At 71.9% G+C, this 16,652-nt stretch carries 19 protein-coding genes and 1 tRNA gene; 9 read left to right on the top strand and 11 right to left on the bottom strand.

Annotated features, from left to right (window positions below; genetic code table 11):
- Window positions 1–22: 22 nt before the first annotated feature.
- Window positions 23–1,753, bottom strand: a complete 1,731-nt coding sequence (locus AMK25_RS03035; RefSeq protein WP_073826186.1) for a metallophosphoesterase family protein — start codon at window positions 1,751–1,753, stop codon at window positions 23–25.
- Window positions 1,754–1,885: 132 nt separating this feature from the next.
- Between AMK25_RS03035 and AMK25_RS03030 the strand changes: the two genes are divergently transcribed.
- Window positions 1,886–1,962: transfer RNA gene (locus AMK25_RS03030), tRNA-Thr, on the top strand.
- A 170-nt stretch (window positions 1,963–2,132) separates the two neighbouring features.
- On the opposite strand, the gene AMK25_RS03025 is transcribed toward AMK25_RS03030, so the two are convergent.
- A complete protein-coding gene (locus AMK25_RS03025; protein ID WP_241826224.1) occupies window positions 2,133–2,903 on the bottom strand; it encodes an SDR family oxidoreductase in 771 nt (256 codons plus the stop codon).
- 243 nt (window positions 2,904–3,146) lie between these two features.
- On the opposite strand from AMK25_RS03025, the gene AMK25_RS03020 reads away from it, so the two are divergent.
- On the top strand, window positions 3,147–3,578 hold the full coding sequence (locus AMK25_RS03020) for a CPCC family cysteine-rich protein (RefSeq protein ID WP_241826223.1): 432 nt from the start codon (window positions 3,147–3,149) through the stop codon (window positions 3,576–3,578).
- Window positions 3,579–3,743: 165 nt separating this feature from the next.
- Here the strand turns inward: AMK25_RS03020 and AMK25_RS03015 are convergent, their stop codons facing one another.
- From AMK25_RS03015 to AMK25_RS03000, 4 genes are all read right to left on the bottom strand, one after another.
- Window positions 3,744–4,022, bottom strand: a complete 279-nt coding sequence (locus AMK25_RS03015; RefSeq protein WP_073826180.1) for a hypothetical protein — start codon at window positions 4,020–4,022, stop codon at window positions 3,744–3,746.
- A gap of 42 nt (window positions 4,023–4,064) precedes the next feature.
- Window positions 4,065–4,247, bottom strand: coding sequence for a hypothetical protein (locus tag AMK25_RS03010; RefSeq protein WP_073826176.1), 183 nt, complete (start codon window positions 4,245–4,247; stop codon window positions 4,065–4,067).
- Between the two features lie 128 nt (window positions 4,248–4,375).
- Entirely contained in the window at window positions 4,376–5,047 is a 672-nt protein-coding gene (locus AMK25_RS03005; RefSeq protein WP_073826173.1) for a hypothetical protein, read from the bottom strand.
- A gap of 102 nt (window positions 5,048–5,149) precedes the next feature.
- The gene (locus AMK25_RS03000; RefSeq protein WP_073826169.1) at window positions 5,150–6,031 is read right to left on the bottom strand and encodes an NAD(P)-dependent oxidoreductase; all 882 of its coding nucleotides are present in this window, start codon (window positions 6,029–6,031) and stop codon (window positions 5,150–5,152) included.
- 96 nt (window positions 6,032–6,127) lie between these two features.
- Between AMK25_RS03000 and AMK25_RS02995 the strand changes: the two genes are divergently transcribed.
- Window positions 6,128–6,490, top strand: a complete 363-nt coding sequence (locus AMK25_RS02995) for a winged helix-turn-helix transcriptional regulator (protein WP_064448862.1) — start codon at window positions 6,128–6,130, stop codon at window positions 6,488–6,490.
- 15 nt (window positions 6,491–6,505) lie between these two features.
- Here AMK25_RS02995 and AMK25_RS02990 read toward each other — a convergent pair whose 3' ends face one another.
- The gene (locus AMK25_RS02990; RefSeq protein WP_073826166.1) at window positions 6,506–7,330 is read right to left on the bottom strand and encodes a TrmH family RNA methyltransferase; all 825 of its coding nucleotides are present in this window, start codon (window positions 7,328–7,330) and stop codon (window positions 6,506–6,508) included.
- Window positions 7,331–7,393: 63 nt separating this feature from the next.
- Here AMK25_RS02990 and AMK25_RS02985 point away from each other — a divergent pair, with 63 nt between their 5' ends.
- A complete protein-coding gene (locus tag AMK25_RS02985; protein ID WP_241826222.1) occupies window positions 7,394–7,948 on the top strand; it encodes a DUF3592 domain-containing protein in 555 nt (184 codons plus the stop codon).
- Window positions 7,949–7,957: 9 nt separating this feature from the next.
- On the opposite strand, the gene AMK25_RS02980 is transcribed toward AMK25_RS02985, so the two are convergent.
- Window positions 7,958–8,578: a pyridoxamine 5'-phosphate oxidase family protein gene (locus AMK25_RS02980; RefSeq protein WP_073826163.1), complete on the bottom strand. Its 621-nt coding sequence runs from the start codon at window positions 8,576–8,578 to the stop codon at window positions 7,958–7,960.
- Between the two features lie 166 nt (window positions 8,579–8,744).
- On the opposite strand from AMK25_RS02980, the gene AMK25_RS02975 reads away from it, so the two are divergent.
- The 3 genes from AMK25_RS02975 (at window position 8,745) to AMK25_RS02965 (ending at window position 10,958) form a co-directional block, all read left to right on the top strand.
- Window positions 8,745–9,251, top strand: coding sequence for a DUF2231 domain-containing protein (locus AMK25_RS02975; RefSeq protein ID WP_073827051.1), 507 nt, complete (start codon window positions 8,745–8,747; stop codon window positions 9,249–9,251).
- Window positions 9,248–9,775 carry an Hsp20/alpha crystallin family protein gene (locus AMK25_RS02970; protein WP_073826160.1) on the top strand — a complete coding sequence of 176 codons (528 nt, stop codon included), beginning with the start codon at window positions 9,248–9,250 and terminating at the stop codon, window positions 9,773–9,775. The genes AMK25_RS02975 and AMK25_RS02970 overlap by 4 nt, the downstream gene beginning before the upstream one ends.
- Before the next feature lie 61 nt (window positions 9,776–9,836).
- On the top strand, window positions 9,837–10,958 hold the full coding sequence (locus AMK25_RS02965) for a glycosyltransferase family 9 protein (protein ID WP_073827050.1): 1,122 nt from the start codon (window positions 9,837–9,839) through the stop codon (window positions 10,956–10,958).
- Here AMK25_RS02965 and AMK25_RS02960 read toward each other — a convergent pair.
- The gene (locus tag AMK25_RS02960) at window positions 10,933–11,805 is read right to left on the bottom strand and encodes a glycosyltransferase (RefSeq protein ID WP_073826158.1); all 873 of its coding nucleotides are present in this window, start codon (window positions 11,803–11,805) and stop codon (window positions 10,933–10,935) included. The genes AMK25_RS02965 and AMK25_RS02960 overlap by 26 nt on opposite strands.
- Window positions 11,802–13,706 (bottom strand): D-glycero-beta-D-manno-heptose 1-phosphate adenylyltransferase, encoded by a 1,905-nt coding sequence (gene rfaE2, locus AMK25_RS02955; RefSeq protein WP_073826154.1) that lies wholly within the window; start codon window positions 13,704–13,706, stop codon window positions 11,802–11,804. The genes AMK25_RS02960 and rfaE2 overlap by 4 nt, the downstream gene beginning before the upstream one ends.
- Before the next feature lie 144 nt (window positions 13,707–13,850).
- Between rfaE2 and AMK25_RS02950 the strand changes: the two genes are divergently transcribed.
- Both AMK25_RS02950 and AMK25_RS02945 read left to right on the top strand, forming a co-directional pair.
- Complete coding sequence (locus AMK25_RS02950) at window positions 13,851–14,405, top strand: type 1 glutamine amidotransferase domain-containing protein (protein WP_073826150.1); 555 nt, start codon at window positions 13,851–13,853, stop codon at window positions 14,403–14,405.
- Window positions 14,406–14,461: 56 nt separating this feature from the next.
- The gene (locus AMK25_RS02945) at window positions 14,462–16,129 is read left to right on the top strand and encodes an MDR family MFS transporter (protein ID WP_073826146.1); all 1,668 of its coding nucleotides are present in this window, start codon (window positions 14,462–14,464) and stop codon (window positions 16,127–16,129) included.
- 7 nt (window positions 16,130–16,136) lie between these two features.
- Here AMK25_RS02945 and AMK25_RS02940 read toward each other — a convergent pair whose 3' ends face one another.
- Window positions 16,137–16,628 carry an NUDIX domain-containing protein gene (locus AMK25_RS02940; RefSeq protein WP_073826143.1) on the bottom strand — a complete coding sequence of 164 codons (492 nt, stop codon included), beginning with the start codon at window positions 16,626–16,628 and terminating at the stop codon, window positions 16,137–16,139.
- Window positions 16,629–16,652: the final 24 nt, after the last annotated feature.

The raw sequence follows: 16,652 nt of genomic DNA, 5'->3' as shown, positions 1-16,652 counted from the left end.
CCCCTTCGGCGGTGATCGGGGGTCAGCGGATGACGATCGGGGGTTCGGCGAGGCGGGGGGTCAGCGGGGTCTTCGGGGTCAGCCACGGCGCCGTCGGGGACTGGTCGGGGTTGAGCTGCCAGCCGTGGGACACCTTGTCCACAGCGATCGGATAGATCGTCAGCGTGCCGTCCGGGTCGATCCGGAACCGCAGGAACGCCTTCGAGTCCTCGATGCCCTGGGCGGCGAACAACTCGTTCAGGTTGACCCCGAACGCGCCGGCCACCAGCAGGTAGAGCGCGACAAGCTGGCTGGCGACCAGGCCGCTCACCGGGCCGTAGAGCACCACCGCGGCGACCGCCGGCATCGGCCACGGCCAGTCGTAGAACGGAAGCTGCAACCAGACCCACGTGCCCCCGGCGGCGAGCGCCACCTGGGCCAGCCCGTGCGCCACCCCGAGGATCCAGTGCCGGGCGTGCCGTTTCCCGCCCGCCGTGGGCGGCTTGGCGAAGAACACCGCGCTCATCATCGCCACCACCAGCATGATCGCCAGCGGAACGCTGAACAGCCGCTGCTCGGTGGTGCCCACCCGCTGCACCGCCACGCCGGCCATGGCCAGCATCAGCAGCGTGTGCAGGGTGCCGAGCAGCGTGGTGAAGCCCGGATTGCGGAACGGCAGCCGGGCGAAGATCCCCCAGCCGTACCGGCGGGAACGCGCCTTGTCCGGGTAGCGCGCCGCCAGGTCGTACTCCTGGGTGTTGCTGGCCCGCCGGGTGAGCGTGTCACGCGGCGGGACCTCCAGCTTCTCCGGCAGCCGGTGCGTGGGGTAGAGGTAGGCGCCGCCACCGCCGCACGTGACGAGCTGCCGGTCCGCCCCGGCGTAACGGGCGTAGTGGTGCAGGTCGCCGGAGACCAGCACCCGCACCTGCGCGCCGGTCGGCGCCACGAGGGTACGGATGAAGTAGTCGATCGAGTCGTACGCGTTGGGGTGGTCGACGGCCTTGACCCACGTCGGCGCCGGCACCGCCAGGATCACCTTCGACTCCGGGGTGAGCTTGCGGGCCACCTCGTCGAAGTAGGTGAGCTGCGGGTCGTCCAGGTACGACCCGGACTGGTCGTCGAGGCCGAGCAGCCACCAGCCGGCCGGCAGCTCGACCGCGAAGTACGAGCGGGACTGGCCGGTGCCCCAGCCGCCGAAGTGCCGGTCCCGGGTCCGCACGAACAGCCGCAGGAACGCCGTCAGCCCGTCGTACCAGTCGTGGTTGCCCGGCACCGCGAACAGCGTCGGCTGCTCCGGCGGCGCGACCGGCAGCGCCGCCTGGTACGGGCCCTTGCAGCGGTCCTCGTACGCCTCGTAGCCCGCCGCCGGGTAGACCTGGTCGCCGCCCATCACCAGCGTCTGCGCCCGCGGAAGCCGGTGCCCGTCCACCGTCAGCTCCGGCTGGGCGAGCAGGTACGCCACCGAGTACGTGGCGTCGAAGCCGTCACCCAGGTCCGCCACGTAGTCGAGCCAGAGCCCGCCGTCCGGCCCGACCTGCCGGAACGTGCCGTCGCCGAACGCGTTCTGCAGCTCGCGCTTGTCCAGGTACGCCCCGAACAGCATCGCCAGCAGCGTACGCAGGCCGGTGCTGATCAGCAGCAACGGCGCGAGCCAGGGCACCGGCCGGCGCGGCGTGAAACCCAGCTCGCGGGGGTCCATGCTGCGGGGGCGGCGGGTGGCGCGCTCGCCGGGATGCGCCTCGGGGGCCGCTGGCCGCGGCGGTTCGTCGGTCACCCGCCGCAGGGTAGTCGGGACGCGGCGCGAAGTCTCTCCCGTGGCGGGGCGGATGTGGTCCGGTGTCCGGGTTCGGAGGCGGGGGATCCGGTTCGGCACAGGCTCGGTCGTGCCGTACACTTGGCGGTCGTTGCCGCCTTAGCTCAGTCGGCTAGAGCGACGCACTCGTAATGCGTAGGTCGACGGTTCGATTCCGTCAGGCGGCTCCATAGAAAGGCCCAGGTCACCGGCTTGATCGCCGATCATGACCTGGGCCTTTTGCCTATCGTCGTGAGGCCCGGGCAGCCAAGCGAGCAGCCACCCTACTCACCTGACCACAGCGCCCCCTCCAACCGCGAAGCCGCTTCCCGCGCGATCTCCGGAGCTACGTGGGCTTTGGTCAGGTGATGCCGCCGTCGCTGTGTAAGAGTTGGCCGTTGATCCAGCCTCCGTCGGGTGAGCACAGGAACGCGACGAGGTTCGCGCAGTCCTGTGGGCGCCCGAGGCGACCGAGCGGCGTGGTCCGTAGGACCGCGTCCTTGATTTCTGTGGTCATCCAGCCGGTATCGGTCGGACCCGGATCGATGGCGTTGGCGGTCACGCCGAGGTGGGCCAGTTCTTGAGCGGCGGCCAGGGTGATCCGATCGAGTGCGCCTTTGCTGGCTCCGTAGGGAAGGTTGCCGACGGTAGCGTCGCTGGTCAGGCTGATGATGCGTCCCGTGCCGTGTGGCCCTTGGAATCGTTGGGCGTACTCGCGAATCAGGAGCCAGCTTGCCCGGGTGTTGACCGCGAAGTGACGGTCGAAGCTTTCGATGCTGGTGTCGAGCAGGCCCGAGTCGACGCTCTCGCAGTGGGCGAGGACGAGCGCGCTGACCGAGCCCAGCTTCCGCTCCACGGCCTCGAAGATGCCGGCCGTGGCGTGAGGATCAGCGAGGTCCGCCTCGACTGCTGCGGTTCTCGCCCCGTGCTTGGCGGCTTGGCTGCTGAGCTGCGTCATGGCCTCGGGATCGGCTCCCCAGGGCATCCGCTCGTCGTACGGGGTCCAGTAGGTGAAGCCGACATCCCAGCCGGTTCGAGCCAGCGTCAGCACCACCGATGCGGCGATGCCGGCGCTGCGGCCGGCACCGGTCACCAGGGCGACGGGTCGATGCCGTTGGTCCGTGCCATCCATGAGCGCCATCCCTTGGTCACACCCCCTCGATGCAACATCCTTGCTGCCCGCCCAAAGGCCGTCATCGGAATTACCCCGCCAATACCGCCGAGCTGGCGATACATCGCCACAGGGTCAAGCATCAACCGAGGTCGCAGTGTCAACCATCAACCGGAGGCGGACAGCCAACTGCCGGCGATGGCGGGTCTCTGTCAACGCGGTGGCGCCACCTCCCTGCGGTGGGGCCTTTCTGTATTGGGCTCGATGCTTGAACTGGATCGACAGCGAGAGGTGCAGATGATGAACGAGCATGCCGGTGAGCAGGAGGGGCTGTCCGCGGAAGAACTCGCGCGCCGCACCAGGTGGTTTGAGCAGTACGTCGAGGCGTTGAACCAGCGATCTGTAGTGGCTGAAGCGGGTGGCGAACCGTACGCGTGTCCCTGCTGTCGGCACCCGACGCTTGAAGGGCGAGGTCAGTTCGAGATTTGCTTCGCCTGCGGCTGGGAGGACGACGGGCAGGATGACGAAGACGCTGATACGGTGCGAGGCGGCCCCAACGGCTCGCTGAGCCTGACGGATGCCCGGCGTGCCTACGCCGAACGGCCGGTCAGCCTGCCAGATGCGCGGCGTGCCTATGCCAGACGACAAGCCCGTTGGGAAGAGCGCAGACGCCGATCGGCGCCCGAGACGACTTGACGTGATCGGATCGCACGCCGATCGCTTCGGCGCTCTCGCGGAGTGTCACCCAGGTCCCGATACCGATCCGTCACGAAGGTCCTGAGACCGGACACCGGCTGCCGGCGATGTCTAGTCCCACCACATGCTTGACGAATCCGTCCCAGCACATGCTTTACGTTTGGTCTAGATTCCGTGGTCGGCCTTGCGGGTCCGTCTGTGCTTCCAGGCGTAGATGAAGGCTGCCAGGCCGATTACGGCGAGTGCACCGGCGATGGCTGCGTGGACGGCGAGTCTGTGTTCGGCTGCGGTGATGTCGGCGGCTTGCTTCTCCAGCATCTCGGGGGTGGGGTCCTGGTAGGGCATCGAGATCCCGGACAGATCCAGGAACGGCAGGCACGGCAGCAGGCACGAGGCGATGAGCAGGAGAACCCCGGCGGTCATCGCTAGGCGGGCACGCGACATCGCGACAGGCTCTCACGGGGGTCCTCTTCTGCGTTGACCGCCTCATGCCGTGGTCACCTTGCGGGGCCGGCTGGCTTTGAGGTTGCGGACGGGCTGGTCGGTGGTGCGTCGGAGGGTGCGGGTGCCGTCATCGCACGCGATGGTCAGTTCGGTGTCGGTGACGTGGATGGTGATGGTCTTGCCGGCATACACCCGGCCGAGAGCGACATTCTGCCCGACCACCATGACGACTGTGAGCGGTCCGCATCTAGTCCGCAAGAGGTCGGCGGACAGTGGGGGAGTGATACCGCCTCGTCCAGCCGGTTGGCGACCGCGTCCAGGTCGTCACCGAACAGAGCCACGTACACGTCCAGTCATCGACGCCGAGGCGGCGATGAGCCTGGAGACGGTGCGGGGGAGTCGGACCAGCCGGCAGCGGCTGCCCAGGCCAGCAGTACGCCCATGGTCAGGCCGGGCGGCAGGTACCAGAACGTGAGGAAGCCGGCTGGTGGCGTCAACGGCAGTGCCGCGACGAGCGCCCACGCGACGCGGCGCGGCAGCACGCCGCGACGCAGCCCCTGCAGCCCACACCAGACGGTGCCCACCAGCGCCGTCAACAGGGCCACGAGGTCGAATATCCACCCGTACCCGGGGCTGCTGTATTCCAGGCCGATCGCGATGGCCGCGGTGAGGAGCCCGTACCTTGTGAGGCGGCGGGGCGTCGCGGTGGTGCGGCCGGTGACCGTCCAGACGAGCGGCAGCGCCAGCAGCACGGACACGAAGAAGGGCCCGCGCCAGATCCACGCCGGCTCCCCACCGTCGAACAGCGGAAGGTTCTCGGCCATCCATCGCGACGGACCGGGGAGGGAGCTGACGGCTCGGCCGCCGCCGACCTCCCACTGCGTGGCCATCGCGGCGCCGAGCACCGCCGCGATCACCGGCGCGAGAACCGCCAGGACGCGCCGCCAGCGGGCGACCGGCAACTTGCCCTCGACGCCGGTCGGGCCGGCGCGATCGGGTACGTGCTGCGGATGCTCCTGTCGCATCGGACGATCGTCATTGCGTCGCTGGGAAATCTCATCAGGGGAACAGCCGAGATCACCATCGGCGTATCGGCGGTCCATGTGGGTTGTCTCGGTCCGCGGCGGTCAGCGCACCAGCAGGTCGATGACGCCCGTCAGGTCCTCCTCGCCGCTGCCCTCGGCCAGTCGGCGGCGCATCAGCTCGAAGTAGGGGCTGAGCAGTTCCGGGCTGACGCCCTGCTCTTCGGCGGTGCGCAGGAACGTCGGCGTGCCGGCCACCTGCATGGCGAGAGTGGAGACGACGCCCTTCGTATAGTCGCCGCTCCGCAACTGGTCGGCGGTCTGGTGAACGGCCGGGGCCATCGCGACGAGCCAGTCGGCGAGCAGCGGGGCCAGCGACGCGGGGTCGATGTCCTCCCGGCGGATCAGGGCGAAGGCGTGCGCTGCCCCGGCGAACATCCCGTACATCGCGCTGAGCAGGGCGACGTCGTGCAGGGCGGCGAAGCCCGCGTCCCGGCCGACGTAGGTGGTGCCGGCCGGGACGCCGAGCGTCTCCTGGTGCCGTTCGAACAGCTCGCGGGAGCCGCTGTAGAAGACGTAGCCGCCGGCGTCCGGGACGCCGATCATCGGAGGAACGGCCATGATTCCGCCGTCGAGGTAGCGGGCACCGCGCTCGCGGGCCCAGTCGGCTCGGACGCGGGCCTGGGCGGGCGTACTCGTGGTCAGGTTGACCAGGTCCCTGCCGGCCAGGTCGGTGCCGGCCAGCACCTCCTCGACCGAGGCGTCGTCCAGCAGGCAGACGACGACAAGGGTGTTCGCGGCGACGGCCTCGGCGGCGCTCTCCGCGGCCCTCGCTCCTTCGGCGCAGATCGCCGCGGCGCGGGCCGGGGTGCGGTTCCAGACGGTGAGCGGGTGGCCGGCGGCGAGCCAGGCGCGGCCCAGCGCGGCGCCCATCGCGCCGAGGCCCAGCAGCGTGACGGGCGTCTTCTCCACAGTGTCGTGTGCCATGCCGATCAGGCTGGTCGCAGGCCCGCAGGTGAACAAGTACGCACTTCGGAGTAGGTGGTTACTCTGAGGTGAGTGAGCAGGTCGGAAGGGCGGGGCATGACGACGTTGAACCGGCCGGGCGCACCGGACGGCCATGTCTGCGGGATCGACGCCGCGATGGAGGTCATCGGAGGCAAGTGGAAGGTGCTGATCCTCTGGGCCCTCCACGAGCACCCGTACCGCCGCTTCGGCGAGCTGCGGCGGCTGCTGCCGGGGATCACCGAGAAGGTGCTGGCCGCGCATCTGCGCGAGATGGAGGCGGACGGCGTCGTGCGCCGCGTCTCCTACGACGAGGTGCCGCCGCGCGTCGAGTACTCGCTGACCGAGGACGGCGTACGCCTCAACGACGCGCTCGAGCCGCTGGCCGCGTGGGGACGTGAGCGGCCGTCGAGGACCGCTACCGGCACGGCCGCCTCGTAGCGGCGAGCCGAGGCGTCACCGCTGCTTCGCGCGTTGCCGGGCGGCCTCGTACAGCGCCACCGTCCCGGCCGCCGCCGCGTTCAGCGAACTGGCCGCGCCGACGATCGGGATGCGTACCATCCGGTCGGCCGCCTCCTGCCAGCCCTTGCTGAGTCCGTGCGTCTCGTTGCCGACGAGCAGGACAGTGGGCCCGGTCAGGTCGTGCTCCGCGACGTCCACGTCGCCGTGTTCGTCCGTACCGATGATCTGGATCTGTGGTCCCTCCTTCCGCGCCGCGGCGACCCAGTCGAGGACGGCGTGGTGGCTGGGGACGCGCACGGCCGGTACGGCGAACAGCGACCCGGTGCTGGCCCGTACCGCCTTCGGGTCGTAGGGGTCGGCGGCGTGGCCGGTGACCACCACGCCGGACGCGCCGAAGGCGTCGGCGGAACGGATCAGCGTGCCGATGTTGCCCGGGGTCTTGGGGCGGTCGAAGACCACCACGAGCATGTCGGGCCCGACCGGGATGCGGGCCAGGTCGTCATCGGGCTGCGCCACCACGGCCAGCAGTTCGGGTGACTCCTCCTCCTTGCCGCTGAGTTCCCGCATCAGTTCGGGCGCGAGGGCGACCCGCCGGGCGTCGGCGCGGTCGAGCAGTTCCCGGCACCAGCGGGACAGCGGCTGCCGGTCCGGGTACAGCAGCGCCCGGATCTCCCACCCCTGTTCCAGGGCGACGGTGATCGGGCGTACCCCCTGGACCAGGAACTCCCCGGCACGCTGGCGCTTGTTGCGGTTGGTCAGCAGCGCCTGCCACTGCTGGAAGCTCGCGTTCCGGGTGGTGATCGTCAAGGTCTTCGCCACGTAGCCGATTCAACCCCATCGGGGGTCGGTCCCGGGGTTGCGGCCCCCGGCGACGATGGCCAGGTGATCAACCGCCGGTCGTTCCTGATCCACCTCGCATGCGTACTGCTGGTGGCCGGCGGCGGCGCGTTGCTGTGGCTGCCGTTCCACACCCAGATGGAGCTGGACGACTGGGCGGTGACGCTGCGCGAGCGGGGTACGCCCGCGCGGGCGGTCGTCGTCGATCAGGTGACGAAGAGCGGCGGCAACCGGAGTTCCTCGTCGAGGACCATGTACTTCAGCTACGAGCTCGACGGCCGGACGCACGCGCAGGAGGTGGCCTGCTTCGAGGTGTGCCGGGCCGCCGGGGTCGAGGTGTCGATCTGGGTGAACCCTGCTGACCTGGGCGACTTCGTGACCGACTTCGGGCAGCTCAGCGGCCACCGCGGCCGTGTGCAGGGCGTCCTCGGCGTGGTCGGGCTGGCCGTCCTGGGCGTCGGGGTGGTGCTGACCCTCTCCCGTATCAGGCGTCGGCGTTCCAACCGGCCGCGCCGCGACCGGCCGCGCCGGGTGGAGCCGGCGGCGGACGGTCGCGGATACGTGGGCCGGGGCAAGCGCAAGCGCAACGTCCGGCCCTGACCACTGACCTCAGCGGTACAGGGTCTCCAGGTAGGCCGGGCCGTAGTGGCGTTCCAGGTCGGCCAGGCTCTCCGCCGGGGCCTCCACCTCCTTGATCAGCCGGGCCCGGGCCGGCAGCACGTCCGGCTGCCAGGTCTCCGGCTGCCACAGCTCGGAGCGGAGGAACGCCTTCGCGCAGTGGTAGAAGATCTGCTCGATCGCGACCTCGACGGCCAGCACCGGCCGGTGGCCCTTGACCTCCATGTCGGCGAACCACGGCGCGTCGGCGATCAGCCGGGCGCGCCCGTTGATCCGCAGCGTGTCGGTGCGGCCGGGGATCAGGAAGATCAGCCCGACGTGCGGGTTCGCCAGGATGTTGCGGTAGCCGTCGGCCCGCCGGTTGCCGGGCCGCTCCGGAATGGCGATCGTGGTGTCGTCCAGCACGAGCGCGAAGCCGGGCGGGTCGCCCTTCGGGGAGACGTCGCAGGTGCCGTCCGCGCCCGCGGTGGCGATCAGGCAGAACGGTGACGCGGCGAGCCACTCCCGGTCGCGTTCGTGCAGCGTACGGCGGTCCTTGGCGGCCGCGCGCGGCATCGGCGTCCCGATCAGCTCGCGTAGTTCGGCCTCGCTGGTGATCTCCCGGGTCGTCACGTCTTCCTCCCCCGTCCGTTGATCGTCACGACGGTTCCGGCCCGCGACGGGCTGGTTTCCGCCACTGTCAGCCTAGGAGACGCGTCGAGTGCCGGGTTTGCCCCCGGGACCGGCGGGTAGGGACCGGTTCGCAGCGTGCGTCCGGACGCGACGGATGGAGGCCGAGATGGAGAGCCGACTGAAGGTGCTCGGCCATCCCGTGCATCCGATGCTCGTGATGTTCCCGGTGGCGCTTCTGGTGACCGCGGTGATCTTCGATGTGGTGGACACCGTGGGCGGTCCGGACTTCCTCGGCGAGGTCGCGTACTGGAACATCACAGTCGGCCTGATCGGCGGCCTGCTGGCCGCCGCGGCCGGGGCGTTCGACCTGCTCGCCCTGCCGGTCGGCACCCGCGCGAAGCGGGTCGGGCTCACTCACGCCGCCGCCAACGTGGCGGTGATCCTGCTGTTCGCCGCGGTCTGGGTGGTCCGGCTCAACGCCGACTCGCGGGCCGCCGGTGGCGCGCTGATCGCGATCGAGGTGGTCGCGGTGGCGATCCTCGGCGTCAGCGCCTGGCTCGGCGGCGAGCTGGTGGACCGGCTTGGCGTGGGCGTCGACCCGGAGCACGACCTGAACGCGCCCAGCTCGCTGCGACCCCACTCGGCGACACGGCGGACCGGAGACGTGCGATGACCGAACAGAAGGGCTGGCGTGGCCGCCAGCAGGGCTGGGACCCGATGGGTGAGCTGCAGTCGCTGCGCTCCGAACTGAGCCGGCTGGTCGGCGGACGCTCCGGCGGCCAGGACGTGGATCTGGCCGAGACGGCCGACGGCTGGGAGGTCGTCGTCCGGCTGCCCGGCGTGGCGCCGGAGGAGGTCGCCGTCGAGCTGGACGACCGGGAGCTGTGCGTGCGTGCCCGGTCGGAGGCCGAGGTCAACGCCGACCACGGCATCCCGGGCGGGTTCACCACGCGCGGCTTCGAGTACCGCGTCGACCTGCCGTCCCGCGTGGACCCGGACCGGATCGACGCGGTGATGGACCACGGTCTGCTGCGGGTGCGGCTGCCCCGGGCGGCCCGGCCCACGCCGCGCACCATCACCGTCGGCCGCACCGGCCCGCGCGCGAGCGCCGACCGTACGCCGATGCCGGCCGACCCGGCCGCGGACCGGGAGCTGCACCACCCGGACACCGCGCTCGACGAGATCGACCGGCCGTAGGGACCGCGTGACCAGTCCGTTCGACGACTCCAGCTCGGCGCGTCTGTCGCCGCGCCGCGACCTGGAGCCGTCGTCGCTGCTCGGTCCGGTCGGCGAGCGTGTACCCGACGTCGAGCGGATCGCCGTGCTGCGCGCCAACGCGCTCGGCGACTTCATCTTCGTGCTGCCGGCGCTGGACGCGCTGCGGTCGGCGTACCCGTCGGCGGAGATCGTGCTGCTCGGCGCGCCGTGGCACGCGGCGCTCTGGCGCGACCGGCCCGGCCCGGTGGACCGGGTGCTCGTGGTGCCGGCGGCACCCGGCATCCGCGATCCCGGCGCCGGCGAGGAGCCGGGAGACGTCGCGGAGTTCCTGGCCGCGGCCCGGGCCGAGCGGTTCGACCTGGCGTTGCAGGTGCACGGCGGCGGCGCGAACTCCAACCCGCTGGTGGCGGGCCTGGGCGCGCGGGTCACCGCCGGCCTGCGGGCCGAGGACGCGCCGCCGCTCGACCGCTGGCTGCGCTACGTCTACTACCAGCACGAGGTGATCCGCTACCTGGAGGTCGCCGCGCTTGTCGGCGCGCCCGCCACCACGATCACCCCGTCGCTCGCGGTGACCGCCGCCGACCGGGCCGAGGCCACCGCCGTGCTCGGCCCGCAGACCCGGCCGCGGGTGGCGCTGCACCCGGGCGCCACCGACACGCGGCGGCGCTGGCCGCCGGAATGCTTCGCCGAGGTCGCCCGCGAGCTGACCGGAGACGGGTACGAGGTGCTGGTCACCGGCACTCCCGCCGAGCAGGAGGCGGTGGACGCGGTGGTGGCGGCCGCCGGCGTGCCGGTACGTCCGCAGGTCGGCACGCTCAGCCTCGGGGCGCTGGCCGCCGCGTACGCGGACTGCGCGCTGGTGGTCTCCAACGACACCGGCCCGCTGCACCTGGCCGCCGCCGTGGGCGCGCCGACTGTCGGTGTGTTCTGGGTCGGCAACCTGATCAACGGGGCGTCGCCGCTGCGCGGCCGGCACCGCCCGATCGCCGCCTGGACCACCCACTGCCCGGTCTGCGGCGTCGACTGCACACCGGGGATCTACCCGCACCGGCCCGGCGACGGGGAGTGCCCGCACCGGGTGTCGTTCGTGGCCGACGTCCCCGCCGTCGAGGTGATCGAGGCGGCCCGCGAGCTGCTCACACCTCCGCCGCCGAGTCGCTGAGCACCACTTCCCACGCCTCCACGTCCCGCTCGGTGACAGTGGTCGGCGACTCCAGGTGGTAGGCCCCGCTGGGCAGCACACCGGCGCCGCCGTGGCGCTCCAGCACCGCGAGCTGGGCGGCGACGTCCTCGCCCTGGTGCCGGTCGGGCAGCCGCTCCCAGAAGTCGAAGCCACCGGCCTCGACCAGCTTCGCCCGGTCGTAGAGCACGCAGCCGCCGATCCAGGACACCTTGTACGCGCGCCACTGCCCCGGCGGCAGGTTCAGCTTCTCGGTGACGTGCAGCAGATTCGCGGCCGGGTGGATGGAGGCCCGGTGCCATTCCGGCGTACCGGGCAGGATGCGTTCCGGCACCGGCCGCCCGGTCCACTCCTCGTAGTGCTCGTGCGTCTCCGGGCGGACGTCGTCGGCGTAGGAGAGCCCGTGCACCGCGTTGCCGACGAACCCGCAGCCCAGCTCGTCCAGCGCGGTGACCAGCCGGGACAGCGTGCCCGGCTCCAGCCACACGTCGTCGTCGAGGCAGAGCACCGCGTCGGCGGCCGACTGGGCCAGCAGGTAGGACCGGTGTTCGGCCAGGCCGCGCCGGGGCAGCCGCCGGGTCAGCAGCACCGGGTGCCTCCGGTGCCGCAACGCCCGGACCATCGTGGCGGCGGCCGGATGCGCGTACGCGGGCTCGCCGTCGGACTGGTCGCTGACCACCACCCCGAAGCCGGGTACGCCCTCCTGTGCGGCCAGCCCGGAGAGGGTGACAGCCAGTTCGGCGGGCCGGTTGCGGGTGGGAATCAGCACGTCGAGCCGGCGGTGCTGCCGGAACTGTCCGGGCGTGCCCGGGTCGAGCGGTCGGGTCACGCCGGCCTGCCCTCGCCCACGGCGGGGCTGTGCCGGTCGGCCATGGCCTCACGGCCCTCGCTCCGCTCGGTGCGTTCGGTGCGTTCGCTCATGCTGTGCGACTGGGCGCGGATCCGGTCGATGATCGCCGAGGTGGAGCGGTCCGGCACGTACCCGAGCGTGCGTACCTGCCCGCCCAGCCGCCGCACCAGCGGCGCCTCCGGCACCATCTCCGGCGGGTAGTCGCCGCCCTTGACGTAGACGTCCGGCCGGACCGCCTCGATCAGCCGGGCCGGCGAGTCCTCCTCGAAGACCACCACGTGGTCGACGCAGGCCAGCGCCGCCAGCAGGGCGATCCGGTCCTCGACCGGGTTGACCGGCCGGTCCGCGCCCTTGAGCCGGCGCACGCTGCCGTCCGAGTTGACCGCCACGATCAGCAGGTCACCGAGCGCGCGGGCCTGGGTCAGGTAGCGGACGTGCCCGGGGTGCAGCACGTCGAAGCAGCCGTTGGTGAACACCACCGACCGGCCGGCCTGCCGGTGCTCGTCCACGAGCGCGGCCAGTTCGTCGGCGCCGACCAGCGCCGGGTGCCCGCCCTCCTCCGGGCCGGTGCCGAGCGCGGCGAGCAGGTCCTCGCGGCGGCACACGCAGGTGCCGGTGTCGGCGACCGTGATGGTGGCGGCGAGCTGCGCGAGCTGGGCGGCGGTGGGCAGGCCCGAGTCGGCGGCGAGCGCCAGCGTCATGGCCGCCAGGTACGCGTCCCCGGCGCCCACGGCGTGGCTGGCCGGGACCGGGGTGCTGTGGCTGCGCCGGGGCTCACCCTCGGCGCCGCCGACCACCGCGCCCTCGGTGTCCAGGGTCACCGCCACCACGTCCGCGCCGGTGTGCGCGCGCAGCTCGGGCAGGCGCGACTCGGCCAGCACGGCCCGGTCCACGCCGGTGCCGGCGGTCGCGCTCACCGTCACGCCGGTGCCGGTGACGCTCAGACCGTCCCCGGTGAACGCCACCCGTTCCTCGCCGGGCGTCGGCTCGCCGGTCGGGCCGGTGGAGCCGCCGGTGGCCCGGGTGGCGGGCGCGCCGGAGGTCGGGTGCGGGCTGCCAGGCGCGCGGTCGCCGGAGCCGCCGGGCGCCGCGCCGACCATCAGCTCGGACGGGCCGTCGGCCTCCGGTGGGTGGTCCAGGTGCAGGTCACCACCATTGGGTACGGCGTTGCGCTCGCCGTGCGCGAAACCGGCGGCAGCGCGGGCCAGCAGTCGGGTCGCCTCGGCGAAGCTCGGCGTCACCACAGTCGGGTTCAGTCCACGCCAGTCGGCCAGGTCGTGCGCGTCCAGCGCCACGGTGCCGTAGCGGTCCCGGTTGGCGACCAGCCAGGCGCGTACCGCCGAGGGCAGCGCGCCCAGTCCGTAGTCGCAGACCACGAGCGTGAGCGGCTGTCCCGGCGCGACGGCGCGCAGCTCCTCGGTGGCGCAGTGCAGCGCGGTCAGCAGCCGTGCCACCCCGTCGTCGTCCAGCGCGTCCTCCGGGCCGCCGGAGTCCTCCCGGAGCAGGATCTGGTTGCCGGCGAGCATCCGCCGCTTGACCGGCGTCGGCCGGCCGGGCTGGCTCACCGTACGGTCCCAGACCGCCGCGCGGTCCAGGCAGTCGTGCAGCTCGTCACCGGCCACGTCGGCACCGACCGGGGCGACCAGCGCGGCCCGGCCGCCGAGCGCCGCGACGTTCACCGCCGTGTTGGCGGCGCCCCCGGCCGCGGAGATCCGCCGCCGCAGGGTGAGGACCGGCGCGGGCGCCTCGCGGCAGAGCCGCTCCGACTCGGCGAACCGCCACTCGTCCAGCATGGCGTCCCCGACGACCAGCACGGGACGCTGCTGCCAGCTCGCCACCACGGTGGCCAGCCGGCGCTCTTCCGCTGCTGCTCCTGCCATGCCTCTGCGGATCCCCCCAGGCCGTCGGGCCAAACCTGAGCGCCGGCGGGGTGGGCGGGGATGCGACGGGGGCCACCCGGTGCGTCCGGTTTCGCCGCATCGGCCGGGGGAACGGTTCAGACATACCCCGGAGAGGAGAAGAGCATGGCAGCGACACTTCAGGGCAAGCGCATCGCCTTCCTGGCCGCCGACGGCGTCGAGGAGGTCGAGTACACCCAGCCCCGGGAGGCGGTGGAGAACGCCGGCGCTCAGGTCGAGCTGGTCTCCCTCGACTCCGGCTCGATCCAGGCCTTCAACCACCTCGACCACGGCAAGCAGTACCAGGTCGACGTCACCGTCAAGGAGGCGGACGCCGGGGCGTACGACGGTCTGGTCCTGCCCGGTGGCGTGGCGAACCCGGACTTCCTGCGCGCGGACCCGGACGCGGTCCGGTTCGTGAAGTCGTTCTTCGACGCCGGCAAGCCGGTCGGGGTGATCTGCCACGGCCCGTGGACGCTGGTCGAGGCGGACGTGGTGCGAGGCCGCACCATCACCTCCTGGCCGAGCCTGCGCACCGACCTCACCAACGCCGGCGCGAACTGGGTCGACAAGGAGGTCGTCACCGACAACGGGCTGGTCAGCAGCCGCAAGCCGGACGACCTGCCGGCGTTCTGCGCCAAGATCGTGGAGGAGTTCGCCGAGGGCCGGCACGTCGCCTGAGAAAAGTCACAGGCCCACCGGGGGCATGATCCGCCCCCGGTGGGATAGGAAGCGGGATGACCGCCCAGACCGCCCCGCCCGCGCTGCCCGCCCGCCAGATCCGCCTGCTGATGTTCGGTCTGATGACCGGCATGCTGCTGGCGGCGCTCGACCAGACCATCGTCGGCACCGCCCTGCCGACGATCGTGGGGGAGCTGGGCGGCATCAACCACTACTCGTGGGTGGTCACCGCGTACCTGCTGGCGTCGACCGCCTCGACGCCGCTGTACGGCAAGATGGCCGACCTGTACGGACGCCGGCCGGTCTTCCTGTTCTCGATCGGCATGTTCCTGCTCGGCTCGTTGCTGGCCGGGCTGTCGCAGAACATGACCCAGCTGATCGTCACGCGCGGCGTGCAGGGTATCGGCGCGGGTGGCCTGATGACGCTGGCGTTCACCATCATCTCGGACGTGGTCTCGCCCCGGGAGCGTGGTCGCTACCAGGGGTTGTTCGGCGCGGTGTTCGGCGTGTCCTCGGTGGCCGGGCCGCTCGTCGGCGGTTACTTCGCGGAGACCAACTGGCGGTGGATCTTCTACATCAACGTGCCGCTGGCGATCCTCGCCATCGTGGTCTGCTGGCACGTGATGCGGCTGGTGCCGTTCGAGCGCCGGGAGCACACAGTCGACTGGATCGGCGCGGCGCTGCTGGTCGCCGGGGTGAGCTGCCTGCTGCTGGCGCTGAGCTGGGGCGGCGCCGAGTACGCCTGGGGTTCCGGCGTGATCGTCGGCCTGTTCGCCGCGGGCGTGGTGCTGGGCGTGCTGTTCGTCGTCCAGGAGGCGCGGACCCGGGAACCGATCCTGCCGCTGCGGTTGTTCCGCAGCGCCACGTTCGCGCTCGCCAACGCGGCGGGCTTCGTCCTCGGTCTGGTGATGTTCGGGTCGATCATCTTCATCCCGCTCTACCTCCAGATCGTCAAGGGCGCCTCGCCGACCCGCAGCGGTCTGCTGATGCTGCCGATGATGGCCGGCGTCATCATCACCTCGATCGTCACCGGCCGGGCGATGAGCCGGATCGGCAGGTACAAGTGGTTCCCGGTGGCGGGCGCGGCCGTGCTGGTGGTCGGCATGCTGCTGTTCCAGCAGCTGCGGGTGGCCACCTCGCTCTGGGCCGCGTTCGGCTACATGGTGGTGATCGGCGTCGGGCTGGGCCTGTGCATGCAGTCGCTGATCCTCGCGGTGCAGAACGCGGTGAGCGTGCGCGACCTGGGCGCGGGCACCTCCTCGGCCACGTTCTTCCGGTCGCTCGGCGGCTCGTTCGGCGTGGCCATCCTCGGCGCGGTGCTGTCGTCCCGGCTCACCTCCGAACTGGCCGGCCGGCTGCCGGGCGCGCTCGCGCAGCTCCCGCCGGAGCAGCGGGCCGCGGTGTCGGCCGGCGGGAACTTCTCGATCAACGACCCGGCGGCCATCCTGGCCCTGCCCGCCCCGGTACGCGCCGCCGTGCAGGCCGCGTTCGTCGAGTCGCTGCACCTGGTCTTCCTGACCACCGGGCTGATCGCGATCGTCGCGGTGCTGGTCACGCTGGCGATGCCGAACCACCAGTTGCGCGGTACCGGTCCGCAGGGCGCCACCGGCGGCGCCGACCCGATCGGCGGCAAGGCCCCCGCGCCGGGCGGCAAGCCGCTCACCAAGGAGTCGAAGGAGGAGGCCGCCGCCGACATGGAGGCGAAGTCGCAGACGATGCTGTGACCGGCGGCTATTTGAGGATCAGCCGGTTGGTCTGCTCGAACACGTCCAGGTCGGCGAGCGTCTCGTGGACGCTCGACGAGAGCGGGTGCGGGAAGTCCGCCGGACGGAAGAAGCCGGCGTCGGTGGTCTCGTCGGTGAACCGGTCCAGCTCGCCGTCCCACTCGTCGACCCGGAACGCGGCGGTGAAGACCTGGTACGTGTGCCCGTACATGTTGGTGTGGGTGCGGTCCGGGCCGGTGTAGAGCGCGAACGCGCTGACCCGCAGCGCCCGCAGGCCGGTCTCCTCCCGCACCTCCCGGACCGCGCAGTCGGCGATCGACTCGCCGAGCTCCATGGCGCCGGCCGGCAGCGCCCACTGGCCGTTGTCGGAGCGCTGGATCAGCAGCACCCGTGCGGCGTTGTCGCGCACCACGGCGCGGGCGCCGACGAACATCAGGGTGCGGTCACCGGCCAGGGCGCGGAGCTGCCCCACGTACGAGTCGGCCCACGAGATGCTCACCCGGACAATCTACGCATCATCCGC

This window comes from Micromonospora sp. TSRI0369 (assembly GCF_001905625.1).
Taxonomy (GTDB): Bacteria; Actinomycetota; Actinomycetes; order Mycobacteriales; family Micromonosporaceae; genus Micromonospora; species Micromonospora echinospora_A.
Note: the sequence above shows the minus strand (reverse complement) of the source record. Positions and strands in the feature narration are given on the sequence as shown.